This is a genomic window from Phnomibacter ginsenosidimutans (assembly GCF_009740285.1).
Taxonomy (GTDB): domain Bacteria; phylum Bacteroidota; class Bacteroidia; order Chitinophagales; family Chitinophagaceae; genus Phnomibacter; species Phnomibacter ginsenosidimutans.
On sequence record NZ_CP046566.1, the window covers coordinates 3,721,349 to 3,745,381 of the forward strand.

General features: G+C 48.0%; 17 protein-coding genes and 2 pseudogenes. 10 read left to right on the top strand and 9 right to left on the bottom strand.

The features are described 5' to 3' along the window. Positions 1-233: 233 nt before the first annotated feature. Together GLV81_RS16110 and GLV81_RS16115 are read right to left on the bottom strand one after the other, a co-directional pair. A complete protein-coding gene (locus GLV81_RS16110) occupies positions 234-437 on the bottom strand; it encodes a YgaP family membrane protein (RefSeq protein ID WP_157479779.1) in 204 nt (67 codons plus the stop codon). 178 nt (positions 438-615) lie between these two features. Beyond that, the gene (locus tag GLV81_RS16115) at positions 616-1,242 is read right to left on the bottom strand and encodes a Crp/Fnr family transcriptional regulator (protein WP_157479780.1); all 627 of its coding nucleotides are present in this window, start codon (positions 1,240-1,242) and stop codon (positions 616-618) included. Between the two features lie 244 nt (positions 1,243-1,486). On the opposite strand from GLV81_RS16115, the gene GLV81_RS16120 reads away from it, so the two are divergent. From GLV81_RS16120 to GLV81_RS16130, 4 genes are all read left to right on the top strand, one after another. Further along, a complete protein-coding gene (locus tag GLV81_RS16120; protein WP_157479781.1) occupies positions 1,487-3,814 on the top strand; it encodes a WD40/YVTN/BNR-like repeat-containing protein in 2,328 nt (775 codons plus the stop codon). Positions 3,815-4,110: 296 nt separating this feature from the next. Continuing rightward, positions 4,111-5,697 carry an N-acyl-D-amino-acid deacylase family protein gene (locus GLV81_RS16125; protein WP_157479782.1) on the top strand — a complete coding sequence of 529 codons (1,587 nt, stop codon included), beginning with the start codon at positions 4,111-4,113 and terminating at the stop codon, positions 5,695-5,697. 130 nt (positions 5,698-5,827) lie between these two features. Beyond that, positions 5,828-6,175, top strand: a complete 348-nt coding sequence (locus GLV81_RS21395) for a penicillin acylase family protein (protein WP_281350713.1) — start codon at positions 5,828-5,830, stop codon at positions 6,173-6,175. Further along, positions 6,172-8,010 carry a penicillin acylase family protein gene (locus tag GLV81_RS16130; RefSeq protein WP_281350714.1) on the top strand — a complete coding sequence of 613 codons (1,839 nt, stop codon included), beginning with the start codon at positions 6,172-6,174 and terminating at the stop codon, positions 8,008-8,010. Before GLV81_RS21395 ends, GLV81_RS16130 begins: the two co-directional genes overlap by 4 nt. Before the next feature lie 94 nt (positions 8,011-8,104). Here the strand turns inward: GLV81_RS16130 and GLV81_RS16135 are convergent, their stop codons facing one another. The 5 genes from GLV81_RS16135 to GLV81_RS20725 form a co-directional block, all read right to left on the bottom strand. Continuing rightward, positions 8,105-10,099, bottom strand: coding sequence for an alpha-ketoacid dehydrogenase subunit alpha/beta (locus GLV81_RS16135; RefSeq protein ID WP_157479783.1), 1,995 nt, complete (start codon positions 10,097-10,099; stop codon positions 8,105-8,107). 71 nt (positions 10,100-10,170) lie between these two features. Beyond that, positions 10,171-10,530, bottom strand: a complete 360-nt coding sequence (locus GLV81_RS16140; RefSeq protein ID WP_157479784.1) for a phage holin family protein — start codon at positions 10,528-10,530, stop codon at positions 10,171-10,173. 67 nt (positions 10,531-10,597) lie between these two features. After that, on the bottom strand, positions 10,598-11,359 hold the full coding sequence (locus GLV81_RS20715; RefSeq protein ID WP_246186078.1) for a sulfatase/phosphatase domain-containing protein: 762 nt from the start codon (positions 11,357-11,359) through the stop codon (positions 10,598-10,600). Beyond that, positions 11,292-11,582, bottom strand: coding sequence for a hypothetical protein (locus tag GLV81_RS20720; protein WP_246186079.1), 291 nt, complete (start codon positions 11,580-11,582; stop codon positions 11,292-11,294). The genes GLV81_RS20715 and GLV81_RS20720 overlap by 68 nt, the downstream gene beginning before the upstream one ends. Continuing rightward, the gene (locus GLV81_RS20725; protein WP_246186080.1) at positions 11,579-12,142 is read right to left on the bottom strand and encodes a sulfatase-like hydrolase/transferase; all 564 of its coding nucleotides are present in this window, start codon (positions 12,140-12,142) and stop codon (positions 11,579-11,581) included. Before GLV81_RS20725 ends, GLV81_RS20720 begins: the two co-directional genes overlap by 4 nt. 280 nt (positions 12,143-12,422) lie before the next feature. Between GLV81_RS20725 and rho the strand changes: the two are divergent. Then, positions 12,423-14,185: pseudogene (gene rho / locus GLV81_RS16150) on the top strand (transcription termination factor Rho). A 173-nt stretch (positions 14,186-14,358) separates the two neighbouring features. Here the strand turns inward: rho and GLV81_RS16155 are convergent. Beyond that, entirely contained in the window at positions 14,359-16,077 is a 1,719-nt protein-coding gene (locus GLV81_RS16155; RefSeq protein ID WP_157479785.1) for a bifunctional metallophosphatase/5'-nucleotidase, read from the bottom strand. Positions 16,078-16,157: 80 nt separating this feature from the next. Beyond that, positions 16,158-16,567: pseudogene (locus GLV81_RS21780) on the bottom strand (DUF502 domain-containing protein). A gap of 340 nt (positions 16,568-16,907) precedes the next feature. On the opposite strand from GLV81_RS21780, the gene GLV81_RS16170 reads away from it, so the two are divergent. The 5 genes from GLV81_RS16170 (at position 16,908) to GLV81_RS16185 (ending at position 23,917) form a co-directional block, all read left to right on the top strand. Next, the gene (locus GLV81_RS16170) at positions 16,908-17,528 is read left to right on the top strand and encodes a TetR/AcrR family transcriptional regulator (protein ID WP_157479788.1); all 621 of its coding nucleotides are present in this window, start codon (positions 16,908-16,910) and stop codon (positions 17,526-17,528) included. Between the two features lie 44 nt (positions 17,529-17,572). Continuing rightward, on the top strand, positions 17,573-18,991 hold the full coding sequence (locus tag GLV81_RS16175) for a TolC family protein (protein WP_157479789.1): 1,419 nt from the start codon (positions 17,573-17,575) through the stop codon (positions 18,989-18,991). Between the two features lie 63 nt (positions 18,992-19,054). Further along, complete coding sequence (locus GLV81_RS16180; protein ID WP_157479790.1) at positions 19,055-20,221, top strand: efflux RND transporter periplasmic adaptor subunit; 1,167 nt, start codon at positions 19,055-19,057, stop codon at positions 20,219-20,221. Between the two features lie 59 nt (positions 20,222-20,280). Continuing rightward, entirely contained in the window at positions 20,281-20,874 is a 594-nt protein-coding gene (locus GLV81_RS21400) for an efflux RND transporter permease subunit (RefSeq protein WP_281350715.1), read from the top strand. Positions 20,875-20,908: 34 nt separating this feature from the next. Continuing rightward, positions 20,909-23,917: an efflux RND transporter permease subunit gene (locus GLV81_RS16185; protein ID WP_281350716.1), complete on the top strand. Its 3,009-nt coding sequence runs from the start codon at positions 20,909-20,911 to the stop codon at positions 23,915-23,917. The last annotated feature ends 116 nt before the right edge of the window (positions 23,918-24,033 follow it).

A 24,033-nucleotide genomic window follows, 5' to 3' on the forward strand; every position in this document is an offset into this window, starting at 1 on the left:
TTCGTTAATAAGAAAAAAATACAAGCCCTGCAAATCCCAAACTGTCTACTGCAAACTATTTACGCCTTAGTGGTTCAAAAAAAGAGAATTGGCAGGAACAGCTGCGCTGTGCACGGCAGTACAAGTGTGCGACGCAACAGGTGCTTCATAGCAGCACTTGGCTGGTGCCACAAAAAAACAACACCAGCTGATGAGCTGGTGCTGCTAACGAGTAAATAAGCAAACCCCTAGGATTATTTTTTGGGGCAGGTATTGAGGCCTACCAATGTATACAGCGGACAAAAACTAATGAGGCTGGTAGCCAGGAACACACCGCCCAATACGAGCAGCACCAAACCAGGTGTACCTGCTACTGTGCCGGTGAAATACAATACCGCAAATAAGGCGGCCAATACAATGCGGATGACGCGGTCTACAGCGCCCATGTTCTTTTTCATGCTGGAAGTTTTTTGAGGTTACAATTGATTTAGTTCCGGATGGCTTGCCAAACTGCTACGATGCTCCAAACCAACAACAGGCAAAGGATACATACAAGCAGCATACGCAACCATGGTTGTTTCATGCAGTAAAACTAACAGCATCGTGTGGCACAATCTGGTGACCAGCGTCACCGGCTTACAAGAGCAGTATTTTGCCGTCGGCCTGTTTGATTTTTCCTTCTTGCTCCAGCCGCTTCATCACCCGTGTTACCACTTCACGGGCAGTGCCTAAATCCTGCGCAATCTGTCGGTGCCGCAGGTCGAGCACCAACTCGCCTTTCATGCGGGTTTTCTCTTTGAGGTATTGATACACCCTGCTATCGAGCCGGTTAAAAAGCAGTGCATTGATGGTATCGATGAGCTCGGCATACCGCTGGTTGTACTGCGTAAAAAACAATAAATTGATTCGCGGAAATTCGGTGACCCACTGCCGCAATTGTGCCACCGGCAGCAGCCAGAGTGTTGTGGCTTCTTCAGCCACGGCCATTATTTTACTCGGCTCATCGCCCATACCTGCGGCAAAACTCATGACACAACTTTCGCTGGGGCGGATGTAGTAGAGCAACAGCTCTTTGTCTTCGGTTTTGGTAAACACCTTTACCGTGCCATGCAAAACCAGTGGTACCACTTTTACAAACTGACCTTCCCGCACCAGCGTGGTACCGGCTGGCACATCCATATACTGGCCATGGGTTTCGATGGCTTGCAATAAATCTTCGCCCAGTAGCGCATAGGTAGACCGGAGTAATGCAGGTTGGCTCATACGACAAGTGCCTGTAGTTGTAAGGCAGCAATCAATGTTAGGAAAAATTGCGGGGTTTTGATGAACAGCGAAGGCTTAGACACGCAAAGAAACACAAAGACCGAAGGGCGGTGTGCTGATGAGATGATGCGTCCTACTCCTGCCTTGCAACTACATTCTTTTCCTATATTCACTTTTCGCACCCGGCGCACCATTTTCTCATCTTACCATCGTCTTATTGTCAACCCATCAACATGTACTGCTCATGAAACAGTTTTCTTTTTTGTTGCCGCTGGCGGCCTGTACCCTGCTGGCCACCGCACAACCGCATACCAACAACCGCTCTGTGCCCGGCACCGCAAGGCTGGCGGCATACAAACAGCATGAAACGCTAAGCCAAAATAGCCCGTATAAAAACCTGCAGTGGCGGCAAACGGGTCCCAATTATATCAGTGGTCGTGTAACAGATGTGTGGGGCATACCCGGCAATAAAAACGTGATGTATGCTGCATTGGCCACCAGTGGTCTTTGGAAAACCACAGATGCTGGTTTGAGCTGGCAACCTTTGTTCGATAAACAGCCCACCCTCAACATGGGCACCATGGCCATTGCACAAAGCAATCACAACATCTTGTACGCAGGCACAGGCGAAGCCAATATTTTCCGGGCATCGCTGCCCGGCATGGGTATGTTTAAAAGCACTGATGCTGGTAAAACTTGGACGCATATTGGCTTGGAAAATACCGGTACCATTAGTCGTGTTGTTATACACCCCAGCAACCCCGATGTAGTGTATGTAGCAGCCGGCGGACACGAATGGAGCCACAACCCCGAACGTGGTGTGTACCTGACCACCGACGGTGGCAAAACATGGAAGCGAATTTTAGCAGAAGGTACCGCCAGTGGTTGTAATGATTTGCTGATGGATCCCAACGATCCGAATACGTTGTATGCCAGCATGTGGAACCGCATTCGCAAACGCTGGAGCGACCCCATACCAGAGGATGGCGACTACCTCTACAAAAGCACCGATGCCGGTAAAACATGGAAGCGCCTCACCAATGGGTTGCCCGAAACAAAATACACCGGCCGTATTGGCCTGGCCATGAGTAAAAAGAATAGCAACGTGGTATATGCGTTTATCGACAACCATACACCCAAAAGAGAACCCAAACCGGGCGAACTCGATCCTTACGGTCGCCCCATTCAAATCATTCCGATGGGTGTGCAGGTGTGGCGCAGCAATGACAAAGGTGAAAGCTGGAGCAAAGTGAGCACGGAAGATGAAAAGTTGGAACGCTTTGCAGGTACCTACGGTTGGGTATTTAGCCAGATACGGGTAGACCCGAATGATGAAAACACCGTGTACATCATGGGTGTTCCTTTTGCCAAAAGCACCGATGGCGGCAAAACTTTTGCAACCATTCAAACATGGGGCAACAATTACAAAGGCGATAATGTACACGGCGACCATCACGCCCTATGGATCGATCCCACCAACAGCAACTACATCATCAATGGTAGTGATGGCGGCGTAGCCGTGAGCTACGATGGCAGCAAAACCTGGAAGACATTTTACCACAACATGCCCACCACGCATTTCTACAATGTAACCTACGATATGCAGGAGCCTTTCCATATCTATGGTTCTGTGCAAGACCAAGGCAGCAGCATGGGTAGCTCTGCGTATACCTACGACAAAGCTTCTATGCAAAGCATTGCCTGGCGTGATGCTCCCGGTGGCGAAGGCACACACATTGCTGTGCACAACAACATCATGTATGCCAGTAGTTTTTATGGTCGTTTGGTAAAAAGTAATTTGAACCTGCCCGATAGTTTGTGGTGGCAGGATATTGGCATCAAAAAATCGGCTGATGAAGAACCGTTGCGTGGTGAATGGATGGCGTACACTTTTTTATCGCCACACAATGCCGGCACTTTGTACCATGGCTTTCAGTACTTGTATAAAAGTACCGATAGCGGCAACAGTTGGAAACGCATCAGTCCGGATTTGACCAGCAACAACATTGCTAAAATGGGTAAAACACCTTATGCCATCAACCACCAAGCCATTACGGCAGCCGATGAAAGTCCGCTGCAGCAAGGGCTGCTCTATGTGGGCACAGATGATGGAAAAGTTTGGCTGAGCCAAAATGATGGCGCCAACTGGACGAACATTGAAAAAGGATTGCCAGCGAATGCACATGTATCCCGCATAGTAGCCAGCAAGTATAACAAGAGCACGGTGTACATTACGCTAAGCGACCGCCGTGAAGACAACAATAAACCATACGTATTTGTGAGCCACGATTTTGGCGCTACCTGGAAAAGCATTGCCACCAATGTACCCGCTGCGCCGGTAAATGTGATTCGGGAAGATCCCCGCAACAGCAACATCCTCTACCTCGGTACCGATATGGGTATTTATGTGAGCCACAACAAAGGCGCCAGCTGGCAGTCGTTGCGGGGCAATTTGCCCGCTTCGGTTTCGGTGCAGGATTTGTTTGTGCACCCCCGCGACAACAAACTGGTGATTGGCACCTACGGCCGTGGCGTGTGGATTTTGGATGACATGAGTGCTGTGCAAAAATGAAAAACTAATTTAACCACAGAGGAATTGGAGGTCTACACTGAGTAACACAGTATCCGCTGTGTTACTCTTTCGTCTCTGTGGTAAAACCATAAATGAATTGAATATTTAACCATGGAGGAATTGGAGGTATACACCGAGTAACACAGTGTACTCTGTATGTACTCCTTCGCCTCTGTAGTAAAAAGAATTGAAACAAATAAAACTCAACTACAGCCAATTATGAAGTATGTACAGAAGTATGTACATACACTGTGTGCTCTGTGAGTACTCCATATCCTCTGTGGTAAAAAAAATACATGAAATACATTCTTCTCTTCATCACTGTCCTTTCCACTTCGTTGCTGCAAGCTCAGCAAGCAGACGTGCTCATTCGCAATGGCCGCATCATTGATGGCACGGGCAACAACTGGTACTATGCAGATATTGCCATCGCTAATGGAAAAATTATTGCCATTGGCAAACTGTCGCAATACAGCGCCAGCAAAGTGATTGATGCCAAAGGCTTGTATGTGGCACCCGGTTTCATCGACGTGCATACACACATCGAAGGCGATGAAGCAAAAGCACCCGATGCCAAAAGTTTTATTCTCGATGGTGTAACCAGCGTGGTAGCCGGCAACTGTGGCGAAAGTGCCGACGACATGGCGCAATACTTTCGTTTCATCGACAGTTTGAAACTCTCCATCAATGTAGCTGCGTTAGTAGGGCACAATACCGTACGCCAACTGGTAATGGGTGAAGCCAACCGTACACCTACCGCCGAAGAGCAACAACGCATGGAAGCACTGGTGGCCAAAGCCATGCAGGCGGGTGCTGTTGGCCTCAGCACGGGCTTGATTTACATTCCCGGCACCTACTCTCAAACACCCGAAGTAGTGGGTTTGGCCAAAGTGGCAGCGCAGTACAACGGCGTGTATGCCACCCACATGCGCAACGAAGCCGACCTGGTACATGAAGCCATTGCCGAAGCCATCAACATTGGCCGGCAGGCCAATATTCCGGTGGAGATTTCTCATTTCAAACTCAGCGGTCAAAACAACTGGGGCCGCAGTAACGAAACCTTAGGCCTTGTACAACAAGCCAGAGCAGAAGGCATCGAAGTCACCATCGATCAATATCCGTACACGGCGTCGAGCACTTCGCTGTCAACACTTTTTCCCGATGAAATGCTGGCCGATGGTGCCGATTCTATCCGTGCCAGAATTGATAATCCCACAACAAGAGCCTACATCAAAAATTACATGTTGGCAAGGCTGAAAAAACGCCAGCAAAATCATTTCACCTATTGTCAGATAGCCAACTACCGGTCCGATACCAGCTGGAATGGCAAAAACATTGAAGAGGTAAACCTGCTGTTGGGCCGCAAGCACAACGCAGCCGCCGAAGCCGACCTCATCATCGACATGATGTACAAAGGCGGCGCCAGCATGGTGTTTCATGGCATGAGTGAAGTCGATGTCAAAAACATCATGCAATATCCCTTCAACATGTTTGCCAGCGATGCCAGCATTCGGGTATTCAACAGTGGTGTGCCTCATCCTCGTGGCTACGGCACCAATGCAAGAGTGTTAGGTAAGTATGTTCGTCAAGAAAAAGTATTGTCACTGGAGGAAGCCATTCGCAGAATGACCTCTTTACCTGCACAAAAATTCGGCCTTCACAATCGTGGCTTGCTAAAGCCAGGCATGATGGCTGATATTGTGGTGTTTGATGCCAACACCGTCATTGACAAATCAACCTATGCGCAACCGCATCAGTACAGCGAAGGTTTTCAGTATGTACTGGTGAATGGCGTAGTGGTAGTAGATAACGCACAACACACAGGGGCTCGCCCTGGCACCGTCTTGTACGGACAAGGCAAAACGGCTCAACCATCACATTAGTTTTTTTGTTGACGAGCTGCAGTACCCTGTGGTATCCTGGTTGTGTCACTCCCTTCATCAGCATCGCTTTGTGCATCTGTTCACACCATCCTTTTGTATCACACATAACCCTTGCACATCATTAATGATTATGAAATACTTGCTGTATCTCTTATTGTTGCCTACCCTGTCGTTGGCACAATCATTTAGCCCCGCCGAGGTAGCCAAATGGAAGCAACAGGCACAACGTGTCACCATCATCCGCGACAAATGGGGCATACCACATGTGTATGGCAAAACCGATGCCGATGCCGTGTTTGGTTTGTTGTTCGCCCAATGCGAAGACGACTTCCCACGGGTGGAAGCCAACTACATTGAAAAGCTCGGCCGCCAGGCAGAAGTGCAGGGCAGCAAAGCCTTGTACGAAGATTTACTGCATCGGTTGGTGCTGGATAGTGCCGATGCCAAAAAGATTTTGCCACCGCCCCTGCGTGGATGAAAAAGTTGTGCATCGCCTTTGCAGACGGCGTTAATTATTACCTCGCTACGCATCCAAAAGTGAAGCCAGCTTTGCTCCGCCGCTTCGAACCTTGGTGGCCTTTCATGTGGACAGATGGCAGCATTGGCGCTATCAGCACGGGTGGTGCTACTCCGCAAGAGCTGCAGAGTTTTTACACCGGTGAATCAGTGGCCGCACTGCCTCCCAAACTCGGCGATGACCCGCAAACCGGCAGTAACGGTTTTGCATTTGCGCCGTCCGTTACCGCATCGGGCAAAGCCATTTTGTACATCAATCCACATGTTACTTTTTACTTCCGTCCCGAAGTGCACATGGTCAGCGAAGAAGGTTTGAATGCCTACGGTGCTGTTACCTGGGGGCAGTTTTTTATTTACCAGGGCTTTAATGAAAACTGTGGCTGGATGCATACCAGCAGCCAGGCCGATGTAGCCGATTTGTATGCGGAAAAAATTCAAGACAGCGCCGGTCAACTCATGTATCAATACGACAATGCATTGCGCAAAGTGCAGCAAAAAGACATCCGCATTACCGTACAAGAAAATGGGGTGAAGAGCACGAAAAAATTCACCGCCTTTTTCACGCACCACGGACCTGTGATGGCCAAGCGCAACGACCGCTGGCTGACACTCAGGCACCACAACCGCAGTGCCAAAGGACTTGAGCAAAGCTGGCTCCGCACCAAAGTGAAAAACTTCGCCGGCTTTCAGCAGCTGATGGCCATGAAAGAAAATACCAGCAACAACACCGTGTACGCCGACAAAGAAGGCAACATCGGTTATTGGCATGGCAACTTTATGCCGCGTCGTAATCCGCAGTACGACTGGAGCCAACCCGTAGATGGTACCACCAGCGCTACCGAATGGCAGGGCCTGCATGAGCCTGCCGAAATGGTTACCATCATCAACCCTGCCAATGGATGGTTGCAAAACTGTAATGCCACACCATTTACTGCAGCAGGTACCGCCAGCCCCAACCGCAGCAATTTTCCTACATACATGGCCCCCGATGCCGAAAACTACCGGGGCATTAATGCCGTGAATGTGTGGCGTAACGCACAGGTATTGACGATAGACAAAGTGATAGCCGGCGGTTATACCCGCAAGCTTCCTGCTTTCGATGATATGATTCCCGCATTGGCCAGAGCCTGGGCCAACAGGCCTTACCTGGCAGACAGTAGTGTGAAGCAATTGGAACAAGCCATTGGTATGATGACTGCCTGGGATCGTCAATCTGATTATGGTTCTATTGCGACCACGCTGGCCATTGAATGGGCGCAGCGGTTGCTGCCCGCCATCCAGCGCATGCCTGCTCCCAACACGCCCAATGCAGGCTTTATAGAAAAGGCACAAGCTTACCTGCAACAAGCACAACCACTGGAACTCATTCAGCCTCTGCAAGCAACGCTCAACGATTTACGCAGTCGCTTCCCATCGTGGCAAGTGCCCTGGGGCGAAATCAACCGCTACCAGCGCCTCACCGGTAAATTGCAGGAAACTTACAACGATACATTGCCCAGCATACCGGCACGTTTTGCAGCAGCTACCTGGGGTGCTTTGCCGAGCTACGTAAGCCGCCAAATGAATGGCAGTGCACGTCGCTATGGCTTTAGTGGCAACAGCTTTATTTGTGCCGTAGAGTTTGGCGAAAAGGTAACTGCCAAATCATTGCTGGCCGGCGGCAACAGCAACAATCCTTCCTCTAAACATTTTGGCGATCAAGCGGCGATGTATGCCAGCGGCGAGTTTAAACCAGTATTGTATTACAAAGCCGATGTGCTGAAATACAAAGAGCGGGTGTACAAGCCGGGGATGTAGGGAATGAAGGCTGAGGAATTTGTAGATAGGAATTTGTAGATAAAAAAGTGGCGGCTCGTTTTGAACGAGCCGCCACTTTTATTTTCAACCGTTATCAATATTTCATCAGCTTTTTCACAGCTGCATCCAAGCGGCTTTTGGCGAGGTATTGTTGTTCGAGTTCGATGTTGAACGGAATGGGTGTATCCAGCGAAGCGCAACGCACTACCGGTGCATCCAGCATATCAAAACAATGCTCACTGATCCACGCACTGATTTCGCCACCAATGCCGCCGAGCAAGTTGTCTTCATGCAAAATGAGCACTTTGCCCGTAGCTTGCACCGCTTCCCGAATGGCACTGTAATCCAGCGGCAGCAAACTCCGCAAGTCCAAAATGTGCAGCGATACATTCATGTGACGCTGCTGATATTCCATGGCCCAATGCACACCACTACCATAAGTAATGATGGAGATATCATCCCCTTCCTGAACCACACGGGCTTTACCAATTTCTACTTCATAATAATGCGACGGCACATAACCACTCACACTACGGTACAAAGCTTTGTGCTCGAAAAACATCACGGGATTCGGATCGTTGATGGCAGCAATCATCAAGCCCTTGGCATCGGCGGGAGTAGATGGATACACCACTTTTAAGCCGGGTGTATGCGTAAACCATGCTTCATTGCTTTGGCTATGAAAAGGACCGGCTCCCACACCAGCACCTGTGGGCATTCGAATCACCACATCGGCATTTTGCCCCCAGCGGTAATAAATTTTTGCCAGGTTGTTGATGATTTGGTTGAAGCCCACCGTTACAAAATCGGCAAACTGCATTTCCATCATGCTCTTGTACCCTTCAAGTGATAAACCCAAAGCCGAGCCTACAATAGCACTTTCGCACAAAGGCGTATTCCGTACTCTGGCTTTACCAAACTCCTGAACAAATCCTTCAGTGATTTTGAATGCACCGCCGTATTCAGCAATATCCTGACCCATCAGCACCAGGTTGGTGTGCACCTGCATGCTTTGGTACAAGCCATCTCTGATGCCATCAATAAACCGGCTGTTGTTGCTGTCGGTAATCAATGATGTAGGGCTGACAGCTGGTACTGGCATCGGCTTTACAGGTGCGTAAACATCTGCGAGTTCCTCTTGTTCATCGGGCATCATTTCTGCAGTATCATACGCCTTGGTGAGTTCTGCTTCTATGTGTGCTTTCAGGTTTTGTTTGAGTGCATCAATCTGTTGTGCGTTTATCACACCCGTTTGCTGCAAGTAGAATTCAAAATTCTCCACCGGATCTTTTTTCTTCCATTCATCAAACAAATGCTGCGGCACATATTTGGTACCACTGGCCTCTTCGTGGCCTCGCATTCTAAATGTCATGCATTCTACGAGGTAAGGCTTTTGCTCTTTGATGCAATACTCCCGCACTCCTTTCAGCGTATCTATAACGGTCAATATATTGTTGCCGTCGATAGTGATGCCTTCCATGCCGTAGCCTTTGGCTTTATCAGCTATTTGTGCACAGCGAAACTGTTCGTTGGTAGGCGTACTCAATCCGTAGCCATTGTTTTCTACAATAAAAATCACAGGCAAATCCCACACGGCGGCTACGTTCAGTGCTTCGTGAAAATCACCTTCGCTTGTTCCACCATCACCGCTAAATGCCACGGCTACTTTAGCTTCGCCTTTCAGTTTGTAGGCCAATGCCACACCATCTGCCAAAGCCAGTTGCGGGCCCAGGTGACTAATCATTCCGCATACATGATGCGCTGCACTACCAAAGTGAAAGCTTCTTTCACGGCCTTTGCTGTAACCGTCTTTATTGCCCTGCCATTGCTTGAATAATGTTGAGAGCGGCATGTGCCGGCCAGTAAACACACCGAGATTGCGGTGCAGCGGCATAATCCATTCATCTTGCTGCAGCGCATGTGTTACACCGCAGGCAATGGCTTCCTGACCAATGCCACTAAACCATTTGCTGATTTTTCCCTGCCGCAGCAGCACCAGCATTTTTTCTTCTATCATGCGGGGCAGCAGCAGTTGCTGGTATATGTCTATGAGTTCGTCATCACTCCATTGTTTGCGGTCGTACATCATGGCAATCGTTCAGATAAGATGCCGCAATTTACCAGTAATGCTTCAAACCCCATGACCATAGATTGGTGAACTTATTCTTCTTGCTGGTGACTGCTCAGCAGCCAACCTTGCAACCATGAATTGATGATGGATAAGAGGAAACTGAACAGCAAGGCCCACCAAAAACCATCCACCCGAAAGCCATCAATCCAGTTGGCAGCCAGCAGTACCATGAGTGCATTTACCACAAACAAAAACAACCCAAGGGTAACAATGGTAACGGGCAAGGTGAGCAACACGAGTACCGGCTTTATGAAAGAATTGATGAGTGACAACACCACTGCTGCCAATACCGCTTTCCAGCTGCTGGCTACTGCTACACCGGGTAGCAACCAGGCCAGAAAAACAATCACCACTGCCGAAATCAATACCCGTGCTATCCAGAGTTTCATGTGCAAATTTTTAAGCTGCCTAAATGTAGGCCAGCCTACCAGAAAATCCTACAAGCTATAGCAGCTTTTACTTTGTTGTAACCATTGCTTTTTGCAACAGCTGCACTGCTTCTTTGTCTTCATAGTCACGGGCCAGTTGTAGCAAAGCCTGCTGTAGCGATGCTTTCACAGCAGCCATGGCAGGCAGCTGCGCTATGTTTTTCATTTCCGAAGGATCGCTGCCCAAATCGTACAACTCCCACTGCTCAAACGGTCCGTAAAAGAAAATGAGTTTGTACTGTGCGGTTCGAATGCCAATATGCGGCGCCACCCGATGTGGCTCTGGATACTCGTAATAGTGATAGTACAACGAAGACCGCCATGTGTTTGTGTCGCTCTTTTTTTGCCACAGTGGCACCATGCTTTTACCCTGAATATCAGCTGGCACCGGCACTCCTGCCAATTGCAGTAATGTGGGTGCCAAATCCATATTCATTACCAATTGCGGCACTTGTGTACCCGGCTGAATGTGCTTGGGATACCGCATCAGCAAAGGCGTTCGCATGCTTTCTTCATACATAAAGCGTTTGTCGAACCAGCCGTGTTCACCCAAATAAAAACCCCGATCTGATGCATACACCACAATGGTTTCATTGCTGAGTCCTGCACTGTCCAAATAATTGAGCACCCGGCCAATATTTCTGTCCATTGATTTGGCAGTGGCGAGATAATCTTTCAGGTAGCGTTGGTATTTCCACTCGGTCAGTTTATTGCTGTCGGCTTTAACTTTTTCGTACGACGCTGAAACACCTGCATAATATTTTTTCAGCTTGCTGCCGTTGCGGTTCATTCAACCGGCGATACATCCAGCCCTTATCAAAATCAGCATTCACTTTTAAATCATAATCGAGCAGCATGGTTTGCTTGATGCTCATGTCTTGCTCTTGTGCAGCACGGCGACCAGTGTAGCCATCATAAAAGGTTGCGGGCAAATCAAACTGCACCGAATCGTAAGCGCCCAAATCTTGCAAATCTGGTATCCAGGTACGGTGTGTGGCTTTGTGCCCAATCACCAGAAAAAAGGTTTGTCGGCTGCTGTTTGTTGCCGCAGCCAATCCAAAGAAAAATCTGTGATGACAGTTGAAACATACCCTTCGTGGCGCAGGGTATCGTTGTTCATGTTGATGAAATCGGGATTGTAATAATGGCCCTGATCGGGCAGTATATGCCAGTGCTGAAAACCCTGCGGCAATGTTTGCAAATGCCATTTACCAATCCATGCGGTTTGGTAGCCTTGTGCCGCCAGCAGTTTTTGTATTTGTTGCTGGCTGCCATCAAATCTTCTACCGGCGCTGTTGTCTATCAGGCCCGATTTGTGGCCGTATTTACCCGTGAGCAACACCGCTCTGCTGGGAGCACAAATAGAGTTGGTCACAAAACTGTTGCTAAACAAAGCCCCTTCTTTTGCCAGCCGGTCGATGGCGGGTGTTTGCATCAGTTTGCTGCCGTAAGCACTAATAGATTGCTGCGCATGATCGTCGGAAAAGATGACCACAATATTGGGGCGCTTTTGCTGTGCCTGTGCAGTAGCTGCCAGCAGTACACAACCCACAATCAATTTTCTGAATGGCATGGCATAACGATGTTGAATAACGAAGTTGCTCACCAACACGGTTGCTTTTTCAAGTTGGCGCTTATTAATTATTTTAAAAAAAACAGTTTCATGACGGTGTAGCCGCTGCGCTACAAGCTTTTTTCAGAAAAACTCCTAATATTGCAGCAGCATTCTGATTCGAGCCCTTGCGATTCTCCTCCCTCAAAGGCTCTCAGCTTCGCCAAATCAAACCGATTCTCACTTTTCCTTTTACGGTCTCACTGACTCAAGTAAACGATTCTTTATTTATTATCCCCGTATGTACGACATTTTGCAACTGAACGACATGCTCGTTCCTGAACTGGTGGACATTGCAGAAAACCTGAAAATAACTGATGCCAAAAAACTGGCCAAGCAGGATCTTATTTATAAAATTCTTGACAAGCAAGCTGTGATAGAAAGCGCTATGAAAGCAAATGAAGATGGCGATAAGCCAAAACGCAAACGCATTGTAAAAGCCACTACAGCCAATGTAACTGAAGAGGCAGAAGTAATGGAACCAACACAACCTGCTGCTCCTGCTGCAGTAGAACCGGTTCAGGAAAAAAAGGCGGGCCGCCCTGCTAAAAAAGCGGCTCCGAAAAAAGCGGCTCCAAAGAAAGAAGAACAGGCCGAACTGCCATTGGAAAATACCCGCCAGCACCACCGCAAAGACAAAGTGGCCGGTCCGATTTTAGAAGATGGTGAGTCTATCGAAGATATTTTCCGGAATGCCCTGCAAAACATGGACAATCCTACTATTTCCGAAGATGAAGTTGTGGTAGAAGATCCGGCAGAAAATACGGAAGTACAAAGCCCTGAAGCGCCTGTGGCAGAGCAGCGCCCAAGGCCACAGCAGCCTTACCAGCAGCGCCAGCAGCAGCAACTGCATGTACAAAAGCCCAAAGAACCTGCTTTCAATATCGAACTCGATGCCATTGTACATGGTGAAGGCGTATTGGAAATGATGCCCGACGGCTATGGCTTTTTGCGCAGCAGCGATTACAACTATTTGAGCAGCCCCGATGATGTATATGTAAGCCCCAGCCAAATCAAACTCTTTGGCCTCAAAACCGGCGATACTGTTTTGGGTACGGTGCGGCCACCGAAAGAAGGTGAAAAGTATTTTGCCCTCGTAAAAGTGGACAACATCAACGGCAAAACGCCTGAAGAAGTGCGTGACCGTGTGCCGTTCGATTACCTGACGCCATTGTTCCCTTACGAAAAACTGAACCTCTTTACCACACCGGGCAACCTGAGCACCCGCATCATGGATTTGTTTACGCCCATTGGTAAAGGTCAGCGTGGCCTGATTGTGGCGCAGCCCAAAACGGGTAAAACCATGCTGCTGAAAGAAGTAGCCAACGCTATTGCCGCCAACCACCCCGAAGTATATATGATGGTGGTACTGATAGACGAACGCCCTGAGGAAGTAACCGATATGGAACGCAGCGTACGTGCCGAAGTATTGGCCAGCACCTTTGATGAGCCTGCAGAAAAACACGTGAAAGTGAGTGCCATTGCCTTGCAAAAAGCGAAGCGATTGGTAGAATGCGGTCACGATGTGGTGATACTGCTTGACTCTATCACCCGCCTGGCCCGTGCACACAACACTGTAGCTCCTGCCAGTGGTAAAGTGCTGAGTGGTGGTGTGGAAGCCAACGCCATGCAAAAGCCCAAGCAGTTTTTGGCGCCGCCCGTAAAATTGAAAATGGCGGTTCGCTCACCATTTTGGCCACCGCTTTGATTGATACCGGCAGCCGTATGGATGAAGTGATTTTCGAAGAATTTAAGGGTACCGGCAACATGGAATTGCAGCTGGATCGCCGCCTGGCAAACAAGCGCATCTTCCCTGCTATCGACCTGGTTGCCTCATCTACCCGCCGCGACGATTTGTTGTTGGACAAAGATGTAGTGAGCCGCATGTACCTGCTGCGCAACTATCTGGCCGACATGAACGCCGAAGAAGCGATGAACGACCTGATGAAACGGATGCGTGGCACCAAAGACAACTACGAGTTTCTGGCCAGCATGAACCGCTAATCACGAACGTATATTGATGAAAATAGCCTGCAGTTGTTGCAGGCTATTTTTTTATGTGTTTTTGAACCACCAAGGCTCGAAAGAGCATCATGGAGATAGGTTGGTTAATCATCAGCATATTGTAGTCGGTCTTGTGTTCCAAATCCCTTTAACTAATTACTAATCCCCGATTCCTACCTAAACATATACTCCACTCCATGCACCTGTGTCAGCAGGTTTTGCGGGGCGTCCAATATTTTGGCAGAGAGTGGCGGCGTGGGCTTTACCGGTGAGTTTGTCGCCAGATAATTTTTCATAACGGAATGCAGCGTGTAAGCAGTGTTGCGGGCATTTGTTACTCCTTTTATACGGCAGAGCATATCCTGCGGATCACCATCTCTTTCGCAGGCACAAAGTGTATACAATTTATCAGGCACCATGGGTTGACCGGCAACTGTAACAGATTGCACCCTTTTCCCTTTTTCAGCAAAAGCCTTAAAACTTACCTGCATGCCTTTGAACTTGATGACCCAACCACCGAAGCGTTCGGCAGCGTTGGCAGCAAACACATTGTTCAATTCTTTCTCCAACCAATCGAGTATTTGCTTGCCCGTAGCTGTGGCCGTTCTTACTGTGCTGTCTACTGGAAGCATGTCGAACAAGTAGCCTTCCGTTATCGGTATGTTTCCTGTATGATCGGGCGTGGTGCGGGGCGGGCAAAACCGGAAGCCATTTGACAATACAATATCTACTTCTGGCAGCTGCCAATCGAGTGCATTCAGGATGAGGGTATCGATGGTATTTTCCACCACAAAGTAGCGGTACAAGGGCAAGCTGCTATAACCAATTACCCGATGCATGCTATCTGCAAAAGGCTGCTCATTGGCTTGTATCAATGACAGCATGTTTTTATCAGCTGCATATTTCTTGCTGTCTATTTCTACCAGTTCGTAGTCATCAGCTACCACTTTCCCTTTTTCAATAGTCAGGTTGAGTTTGCCCACAAATGAGCCAAAGGCACCAGGCTCCACCACTTTGGCATAGCGGCATTGTATGGGTGTTCGTACCCGTTCATGTGTATCGCCGCCGAGTATGTAATCTACCCCGGCGCATTCGGGCAGGTTGGCCAGGTGTATTTGTTGCGACAAGCCAAGGTGTGCTATCATCAGCACATACGCACATTGCTCTTGCTCTTTCAGCACTTGTACATAATGCGCCAGGTTTTCTTCGGGCTTGGTGTAAATAATGCCCTTGCTGTAATTGGGCGATTGGCGCAATGGCACCAGCGGATCGGTGTAGCCCAAAAAGCCAATCTTTACGCCGTTGACATGCCAGATATGATAAGGCTGAAAAATGAGTTCGCCTTTTTGGCCATGGCCCACATCGTGGTACATATTGGCACAAATTTTCGGTGCCTGTAGTGAGCCCAGCAAGTGCTGCATGGCTTGCTTGTAGTAAATCACTTCCCAATTGCCGGGCAGGTACAAATCATAGTGCAGGGCATTTAAAATAGGCACCATGGCCTTGCCGGTCGTTTTTACCGACAGCTCACTTCCCTGAAACATATCTCCCGTGTCGAGCACAAATGTATGCGGGTTATTTTTTCTGGCTTTTTTAAGATAGGTAGCCAAATGTGCATAGCCACCGGTTTTGCGAAACACTGCTTCATCATTTTCCCAAAACAATTCGTCGTGTGCATGCAGCTGGCAATGCACATCAGTGGTTTGCAATATGCTAATGGTAAAGCGTTCATCTGTGGGTGTTGGCATGGCATCGTCGCCTGCTGCCAAAGCCCCTGTGGTAGCGGCTTTTGCTATGCCTGGCCCAAGGCCCAGTGCCAACCCAAGGCTACCAGCTTGTTGTAAAAAAGCCCTTCGCTTACGGGCATAGTTTTCCCTCTTGATGGATGACATGGCAATCGTTTAATAATTGGAAAATAACGGCTACAGCTACTTACCCACGTGACATCTGTCGCATTAACAGGCTGGCATGCTTATTCTTCTACTTCCACCACACCACCGCTGATAGCAAACTTGAGTGCATCAGGGGCAGCTACTTCGTGCATTTTTTTAATGCGGTCCCGCTTCACAAAAAACAGCGTGCCTGCTACGGCGTAGCTATTGGGCACATACACTGTAATATGCTCTTGCAGGCCAAACTGTTCTAAATCTTCGTTGGTAATAAAACCAACCTGCCACACATCGGGCTGGTAAATGCTCACCAAAACGGCCTTGCTGAACTTTCTTTTTTACCCGCAAATGCTTCCGAAAAATCTTTTACAAAAGAGTAAATGGTTTTTACACCGGGCGTTTTTTCCAGCGCATGATCGAAAAAACTGAGCAGGCGGCCAATGACGAAAAAGGAGCTGAGATAGCCCACTATCAGTATGCCCACCATCACCATAATGAACCCGATACCGGGCAGGTAAAATGGAGCCTGTGGGTCGCCGCTGAGGTTGATGTACACCGGCACCAGCCTGTCGAGCCATGAAAACAGGTTATAAATAATGTACGCTGTAATACTGACAGGGGCCAGCACCAATATGCCTTGCAAAAAATACTGAAACAGGCGACGGCTTGGTAAAATGGTTGCGCATAACGAAGAGGGGAACGGTTTGTTGCTCCTGCGAAGGTGCACAATGTTGGGCAGTTGGCGTACAGACAGGACGACCGGCAAAATAATTTGATGGAAACTTTTGATGTACTAAAAGTTTCCATAGTTTTGCCCGTTCCCAAAATCTCCCATGGAAGCTCAACAACTCATTTTAGAAAAAGCCTTCGAACTTTTTAAGCGCTACGGCATCCGCAGCGTATCGATGGATGACATTGCCTCGCAATGTGGCATGAGCAAAAAAACGCTTTATCAGCACTTTGCTGATAAGGACACGCTGATGCACATTATACTGGTACACATGGTGAGCAAAAGCGAAAGCCAGTGCTGTACCATTGAGCAAAAGAGTGAAAATGCCGTTCACGAAATCTTTTTGTTCATAGACATGTTGCAGGAAATGTTTGAGGGCATCAATCCCATTATGCTGTTTGACCTGCACAAGTACCACCAGATGGCGTACAAAAAACTGAACGACCACAAGCAGCAATTCATTTACAGCATTACCAAAAAAAATATTGAAAGAGGTATTGCAGAAGGGCTGTTCCGTCCCGACATTAATGTCGAGATCATGACACACCTGCATTTGCACACCATTTCAATGACGTTTGAGCAAGAAATACTGCCTCGCCAGAAGTATAGCTTGGTAGACATACAAATGGAAGTGATGCTTCACTACGTGTATGGCCTGGCTACACCCAAAGGCGTAAAGCTGATTGAGAAATACAAACAACAACGTACACAGCGGGCAGCCTGATGCCTTGCGATTTTCTAGTCCACTATTTATATTAAAACCATCCGATGAAATCACTTTTGACATCCGTTGTATGTGCAACGCTTGCCCTCACCAGTCTATCGGTTTTTGCCCAACAGCAGCCCGCAGCACCCACCGTGCACCGCATTTCTGCTGCTGAGGCTACCACACTGGCACTGAAGCAAAGAGCAGAAATTAAAAATGCGCAAATAGACATCCTGAATCAGGATGCTTACAACAAAGAAATAACCGGGGCGGCGCTACCACAGATAAAAGGTACTGCCGGCATCACCCGAAACTTCAGGATTCCGATTACTGTATTGCCCGACTTCATTTCTCCTTCGGTCTATGGTGTACTGGAGAAAGAAGATGTGCGGGATGGACAAGGCAACCCCGTGAAGTTTGATGGCGTGGTCAACACATTCCCTGCAGCATTTGGTGTGCCCTGGCAGGCATCATTGGGCGTATCAGTGCAGCAGTTGCTGTTTCAACCCGATGTATTCATTGGCCTGAAAGCCCGTGACGGCGCCATGGAACTCTACCGCAATCAACTGCTGATTGCAGAAGACAGCGTAAAATCAAACGTGCTGCAATCTTATTACGGCGTGTTGATTGCCGAAAAAGGATTGTCGTATGCCCGTGAAAGCAAAGCCCGTTTGCAAAAGTTGTATAACGATCAGGTGCAGCTGTATGCCAATGGCTTTATTGAAAAACTGGATGTAGACAAAACCAAAGTAAGCCTCAACAACATCGGCACGGCCGAAGCCCGTACCAAAAACCTGGTAAGTCTCACCTACAGTGCGTTGAAGTTTGCACTGGGCCTGCCCCAATCAGATTCACTTGTATTGACCGATACCTTGTCTGTAGCCGATTTGACCAAAGAAGTATTGGCCATGGAAAATGATTTCAAATACGAAAACCGCAATGAAATCAAAACCTTGATGACCAGTCAGGAATTACTCGGCCTTCAGGTTCGCCGGTTCAAGCTCAATGCCTACCCTACTGTTGCCGCATTTTGGAACATGCAAACGAATGCCCAACGTCAGAAGTTCGACATCTTCGCCAGAGAACGTTGGTTCTTTGCCAACATTGCCGGCCTTAGTGTAAGCGTACCCATCGCGGATGGTTGGCAGCGCCGCAACCGATTAAAGCAGGCTCAATATGCACTCGACAAGAGCAACATCAACATGGATCGCTTTAAGCAAGCCATCGATTTGCAAATTGTATCGGCACGTACCAACCTTACCAATGCCATTGCCCAACTCAACGATGAAGTAGAAAACAAAGCACTGGCTGAAAAAGTGTACAACACCACCAAGCTCAAGTATGAGCAAGGCATGGGCAACAACTTTGAATTGCTGCAAACCGATACAGAACTTCAAACAGCACAGAACAATTATTATCAGGCATTGTACAATGCTGTAATTGCTAAAATCAGTTACTACAGAGCCTTAGGCAAACTCTAATCTGCAAACATTATGATGACTAAAAAGATGATCCCATCCATCACCATTTTCCAAATACGCTTTATGAAACCATTTCTCACAAAATCCTTGTTGGTACTGGCGCTGGCCACACTGGTAGTAGCCTGTGGCGAAAGCAAAAAAGAAGTCGCCGGCAAGCTGGGCGAAAAGAAAGCCGAACTGGCCAAATTACAATCTGAATCTGCCAAACTGCTGGAGCAAATTACCAAACTGGAAGAGGAAATTTCCAAGCTGGATACTGGTGCTACCAAAGTTGAATCGAGCAAACTGATTGCTGTAACAGCAGTAGCCCCGCAAGATTTCAACCACTACATTGAGCTGCAGGGCCGTGTAGATGCCGACGATATTTCGTTTGTAACACCCCGTGGTATGGGCGGTCAGGTAAAAGCGTTGTATGTAAAGCAGGGCGACATTGTGAGCAAAGGTCAACTGCTGCTGAAGCTTGATGACCGTGTTATCACTCAGCAAATAGAGCAGCTGAAATCACAGCTCAACTTTGCAGAAGACATTTACAAACGCCGTCAAAACTTGTGGAAGCAGGGCATTGGCAGCGAAGTAGAATTGCTGAGTGCCAAAAACAACGTCGATAATCTGAACAAGCAGATTGATTTGGTAAAAGAGCAACTCAACATGACCAATGTGTATGCAGAAGTGAGCGGTTTTGTAAACACCATGAATGCCCGTGTTGGCCAGGTGTTTCAGGGTATAACCGGTGCTACGCCTGATATTACCATTGTCAATACCAGCCGTCTGAAAGTGATCACAGATGTTCCTGAAAACTACCTATCGAAAGTGAACAAGGGCAGCCGCGTTGAAATCAGCATTCCTGATATCAGCAAAAACTTCACTTCTAACATCAGCTTTATTTCAGCTTCTATCAACCCCGCCAGCCGTGGTTTTGCTACCGAGGCCCGTCTGCCGGCCGATGCGTCTATCAAACCTAACCAGCTTGCATTGGTGCGTATACTCGACTATGCCGCACCCAATGCGATGGTAGTGCCGGTAAACCTGGTGCAGAGCGATGAGAAAGGCAAATACGTATTTGTAGCTGTAACAGAAAAAGATGGTATGGTAGCCCGTAAAAAGCCCGTGGTTGTAGGTCAGGTGCAAGGCGATTTTGTTGAAATCAAAACAGGTCTGGTAGCAGGAGATCAATTGGTATCTCAAGGTTATCAGGGATTGTACAATGGTCAAAAAGTTTCGTTGAACTAAGCATTCCTCTTTGCCATCATGCATTATTGCCGTAAGGCATCACATCTAAAATTCAAACAGTGACTGCACTAGAAAAACTGAAAGCAGAACTGGCGAAAATAAAAGAATTTAAGCCCACCACCTGGTCGGTGAAAAACAAGACATCTATCTACCTGATGATGTTGTTTATCACCATCTGGGGCGTGTACCAGTTCGTGACCCTGCCCAAAGAACAGTTCCCCGATATTGTAGTGCCTACCGTGTACGTGCAAACGGTGTACGTGGGCAACTCTCCCAAAGACATTGAAAACCTTGTGACCCGCCCCATCGAAAAACAATTGAAGGGCATGAGTGGTGTGAAGGTGAAAAAAATCACCAGCACATCGTTGCAAGATTTCTCCGCCGTTATCATTGAATTTGATACCGACGTAAACGTAGATGCAGCGGTACAAAAAGTGAAGGATGCCGTGGACAAAGCCAAGAAGGATTTGCCCAACGACCTTACACAATTGCCTACCGTGCAGGAAATCAGTTTCTCTGAATTCCCCATCATGTATGTAAACGTGAGTGGCAACTATGATTTGGTGAAACTGAAAGAATATGCCGACCGTTTGAAAGACCGCATCGAAGAGCTGCCAGAAATTACGAGGGTAGACCTCGTAGGTGCTCCCTGAACGGGAAATTCAAATCAACGTCGACAATTTCAAAATGCAGAGTAGCGGTGTTTCTTTCGCTGATATCGAAAGTGCCGTAGCCCGTGAAAACGCCGACATCACCGGTGGTTTGCTCAACGTAGGTACCATGAAGCGTACCCTGCAGGTAAAAGGCCAGTTCAAAAGTGCTTTCGACCTGTACAATGTAGTACTGCGCAACAACCGCGGCAACGCCATTTACCTCAAGGATATTGCTGAGATTAAAGACACCATAAAAGAAAGAGAAAGCTTTGCCCGCTTGGGTACCAATGCTACACAGGCGCAGCCGGTAGTAACACTCAATATTATCAAGCGCAGTGGTGAAAACCTGATCAATGCGGCTGACCATGTAAAAACGATGGTAGACGAATTGAAGGCAACAGAATTCCCCAAAGACCTGAACCTCGTTATCACTGCCGACCAAAGTAAAAAGACGAAAGCTTCTTTCGAAGAACTGATCAACACCATTGTACTGGGCTTCATCTTCGTGTTGCTGGTACTCATGTTCTTCATGGGTGTTACCAACGCCTTCTTTGTAGCCCTCAGTGTACCGCTGAGTATGTTTGTAGCCTTTGTGTTTTTACCGGTGGGCGACATCATTGTTGGCGGTCCCATTACCCTCAACTTCATTGTACTATTTGCCCTGCTGTTTGGCTTGGGTATTATTGTAGATGATGCCATTGTGGTGATAGAAAACACGCACCGTATTTTCTCGGAAGCCAAGGGTAATATTTCGTCTGAAATGAGTGCCCGTTATGCAGCAGGTGAAGTATTCATTCCGGTTCTCACCGGTACGCTTACCACGCTGGCACCATTCTTCCCGCTCCTGTTCTGGCCGGGGCTCATCGGTAAGTTCATGATATACTTACCGGCCATGCTCATCTTTACCCTAACCGCCTCGTTGATTGTGGCCTTTATCATGAACCCTGTATTTGCGGTGGATTTCATGAACCATGAAGAAAGTCATGAAGTAAAATCGAAAGCAGCCATTTTCCGCAAGCCCATCTTGTGGGTATTTACCGGCGTTGGTGTATTACTCGATGTGATTGGCATGGCCAACGGTGGCGGCATGTGGTTCTTCTTTGGCAACCTGTTGTTGTTCTTAGCCATTCTTATGGTGTTCAACACTTACCTACTCGATGCTGTCATCAAATCTTTCCAAAACAGTTTCTTGCCAGCCCTGATGCGCAACTATGAAAAACTGTTGCGTTGGTCATTGACCGGCAAGCGCCCCGTTTGGATTGTAGTAGCACTGGGTGTATTGTTGATAGGCTCGTTCCAAATATTTGGCGTAGCTGTAAAAAGCGGCCGGGTGCCCATTGTATTCTTCCCCAAAGGCGATCCGAACTTTGTATATGTATACCTCAAATTGCCATCTGGTACTGCTGTTACCTACACCGATAGTGTGATTCAGACCATGGAAAACAAAGTGTACAATGTGTTGGGCATGACAAATGGCAAAACCAATCCCATTGTAGAAAGTGTGATTACCAACGTGGCCGTAGGAGCCAGCGACCCTAACAGTGGCGACCGCAGCACCCGCCCGGAACTGGCCCGTATTCAGGTAAGCTTTGTGGAGTATGAAAAACGCCATGGCCAAAGCACCGCACCTTACCTTGATGCCATCCGTGGAGCCATTAAAGGCATTCCGGGTGCAGAGGTTTCTGTAGACCAGGAAAGTAGCGGACCGCCTACGCAACCGCCTGTAAACATTGAACTGGCCAGCGAAAACTTTGAATCGCTGACACGCACAGCCATTGCACTCAAAAACTTCCTCGATACCAACCGGGTGGCAGGTATTGAAGAATTGAAAATGGATGTGGATTTACAGAACCCTGAAATCACTATTTCTGTAGACCGTGAACGTGCCATGATTGAAGGCATTTCTACAGCACAGGTGGGTTTAGAAATTCGTACAGCATTGTTTGGTAAAGAAATCAGCAAGCTGAAAGATGATGAAGACGAATACAAGATTCAATTGCGCAGCAATGAAATTCAGCGTCAAAGCCTGACCGACCTGCTGAACATGCGCATCACTTTCCGCGATTTCAACACCGGACAAATAAAGCAAGTGCCCATATCTGCTGTGGCCAAAATTGATTTGACCAGCACCTATGGCAGCATCAAGCGTAAAAACCTGAAGCGGGTAATTACTTTGTACAGCAACGTACTGCAGAGCCAGGGTTACACGCCTACTGCAGTAAATGCTGAACTCACTAAAACCATTGCCAAGTTCAGAGAAAAACCCACCGATGTAACCATTGCACAAACCGGTGAAGGTGAACAGCAACAAGAAGCAGGCAGCTTCCTGGTTGGTGCATTGCTCATTGCATTGGCGTTAATCCTGTTCATCCTCGTGTTGCAGTTCAACAGTATCAGTAAGCCCATCATCATCCTTACTGAAATCGTTTTCTCAGTCATCGGTGTATTTCTGGGCTTTGCCATCACCGGCATGCAGGTGAGTGTGGTAATGACCGGTATTGGTATCGTAGGCCTGGCAGGTATTGTGGTAAAAAATGGTATCCTCGTTATTGAGTTTGCCGATGAATTACGCAGCCGTGGCATGCGTACCCGCGAAGCTGTAATACAAGCTGGTAAAACACGTATCATTCCTGTATTGCTTACGGCAGTAGCCGCCATACTGGGTTTGATACCATTGGCTGTTGGTCTCAACATCAACTTCATTGCCATGTTTGAAGAACTCAATCCGCACATTTGGTTTGGTGGCGACAACGCTGCATTCTGGAAGCCGCTCAGCTGGACCATCATCTTCGGTTTGATTTTCGCATTCTTCATGACGTTGATTGTGGTGCCCGCCATGTACCTGATGGCCGAACGTTTGCGCCGCCCCATGCGTCGCACATTTGGTGGCAAGTGGATTAGCTTTATGGGCATACCGCCACTCACGTTGTTGTTCATTCCGCTCACCATTGCTGCCAGCATCATACATAGCATTAAAGTAGGAGCCCGCCGCCGTCGCCAAAAAGGCAAGGTCGACAAAACCTTTATTGGCAGCTGGTTCTAAGCAGTATTGCATACATACAAGTAGTTTAAAAGGCAGTCGGCAACGGCTGCCTTTTGCATTTGCCGTTGTTTACAAACCCCTGCACTATGTACATTTTTTCCACTTTCTTGCTGAAT

What these genes read in the sequence shown, in the direction of transcription:
- GLV81_RS20715 (WP_246186078.1), bottom strand. Translation starts at nt 11,359, where the DNA reads ATGAACCGCAACGGCAGCAAGCTGAAAAAATATTATGCAGGTGTTTCA.
- GLV81_RS16180 (WP_157479790.1), top strand. Translation starts at nt 19,055, where the DNA reads ATGAAACCATTTCTCACAAAATCCTTGTTGGTACTGGCGCTGGCCACA.
- GLV81_RS16120 (WP_157479781.1), top strand. Translation starts at nt 1,487, where the DNA reads ATGAAACAGTTTTCTTTTTTGTTGCCGCTGGCGGCCTGTACCCTGCTG.
- GLV81_RS16155 (WP_157479785.1), bottom strand. Translation starts at nt 16,077, where the DNA reads ATGTCATCCATCAAGAGGGAAAACTATGCCCGTAAGCGAAGGGCTTTT.
- GLV81_RS16110 (WP_157479779.1), bottom strand. Translation starts at nt 437, where the DNA reads ATGAAAAAGAACATGGGCGCTGTAGACCGCGTCATCCGCATTGTATTG.
- GLV81_RS16135 (WP_157479783.1), bottom strand. Translation starts at nt 10,099, where the DNA reads ATGATGTACGACCGCAAACAATGGAGTGATGACGAACTCATAGACATA.
- GLV81_RS16125 (WP_157479782.1), top strand. Translation starts at nt 4,111, where the DNA reads ATGAAATACATTCTTCTCTTCATCACTGTCCTTTCCACTTCGTTGCTG.
- GLV81_RS16175 (WP_157479789.1), top strand. Translation starts at nt 17,573, where the DNA reads ATGAAATCACTTTTGACATCCGTTGTATGTGCAACGCTTGCCCTCACC.
- GLV81_RS21395 (WP_281350713.1), top strand. Translation starts at nt 5,828, where the DNA reads ATGAAATACTTGCTGTATCTCTTATTGTTGCCTACCCTGTCGTTGGCA.
- GLV81_RS16170 (WP_157479788.1), top strand. Translation starts at nt 16,908, where the DNA reads ATGGAAGCTCAACAACTCATTTTAGAAAAAGCCTTCGAACTTTTTAAG.
- GLV81_RS16185 (WP_281350716.1), top strand. Translation starts at nt 20,909, where the DNA reads ATGCAGAGTAGCGGTGTTTCTTTCGCTGATATCGAAAGTGCCGTAGCC.
- GLV81_RS16140 (WP_157479784.1), bottom strand. Translation starts at nt 10,530, where the DNA reads ATGAAACTCTGGATAGCACGGGTATTGATTTCGGCAGTGGTGATTGTT.
- GLV81_RS20725 (WP_246186080.1), bottom strand. Translation starts at nt 12,142, where the DNA reads ATGCCATTCAGAAAATTGATTGTGGGTTGTGTACTGCTGGCAGCTACT.
- GLV81_RS16115 (WP_157479780.1), bottom strand. Translation starts at nt 1,242, where the DNA reads ATGAGCCAACCTGCATTACTCCGGTCTACCTATGCGCTACTGGGCGAA.
- GLV81_RS16130 (WP_281350714.1), top strand. Translation starts at nt 6,172, where the DNA reads ATGAAAAAGTTGTGCATCGCCTTTGCAGACGGCGTTAATTATTACCTC.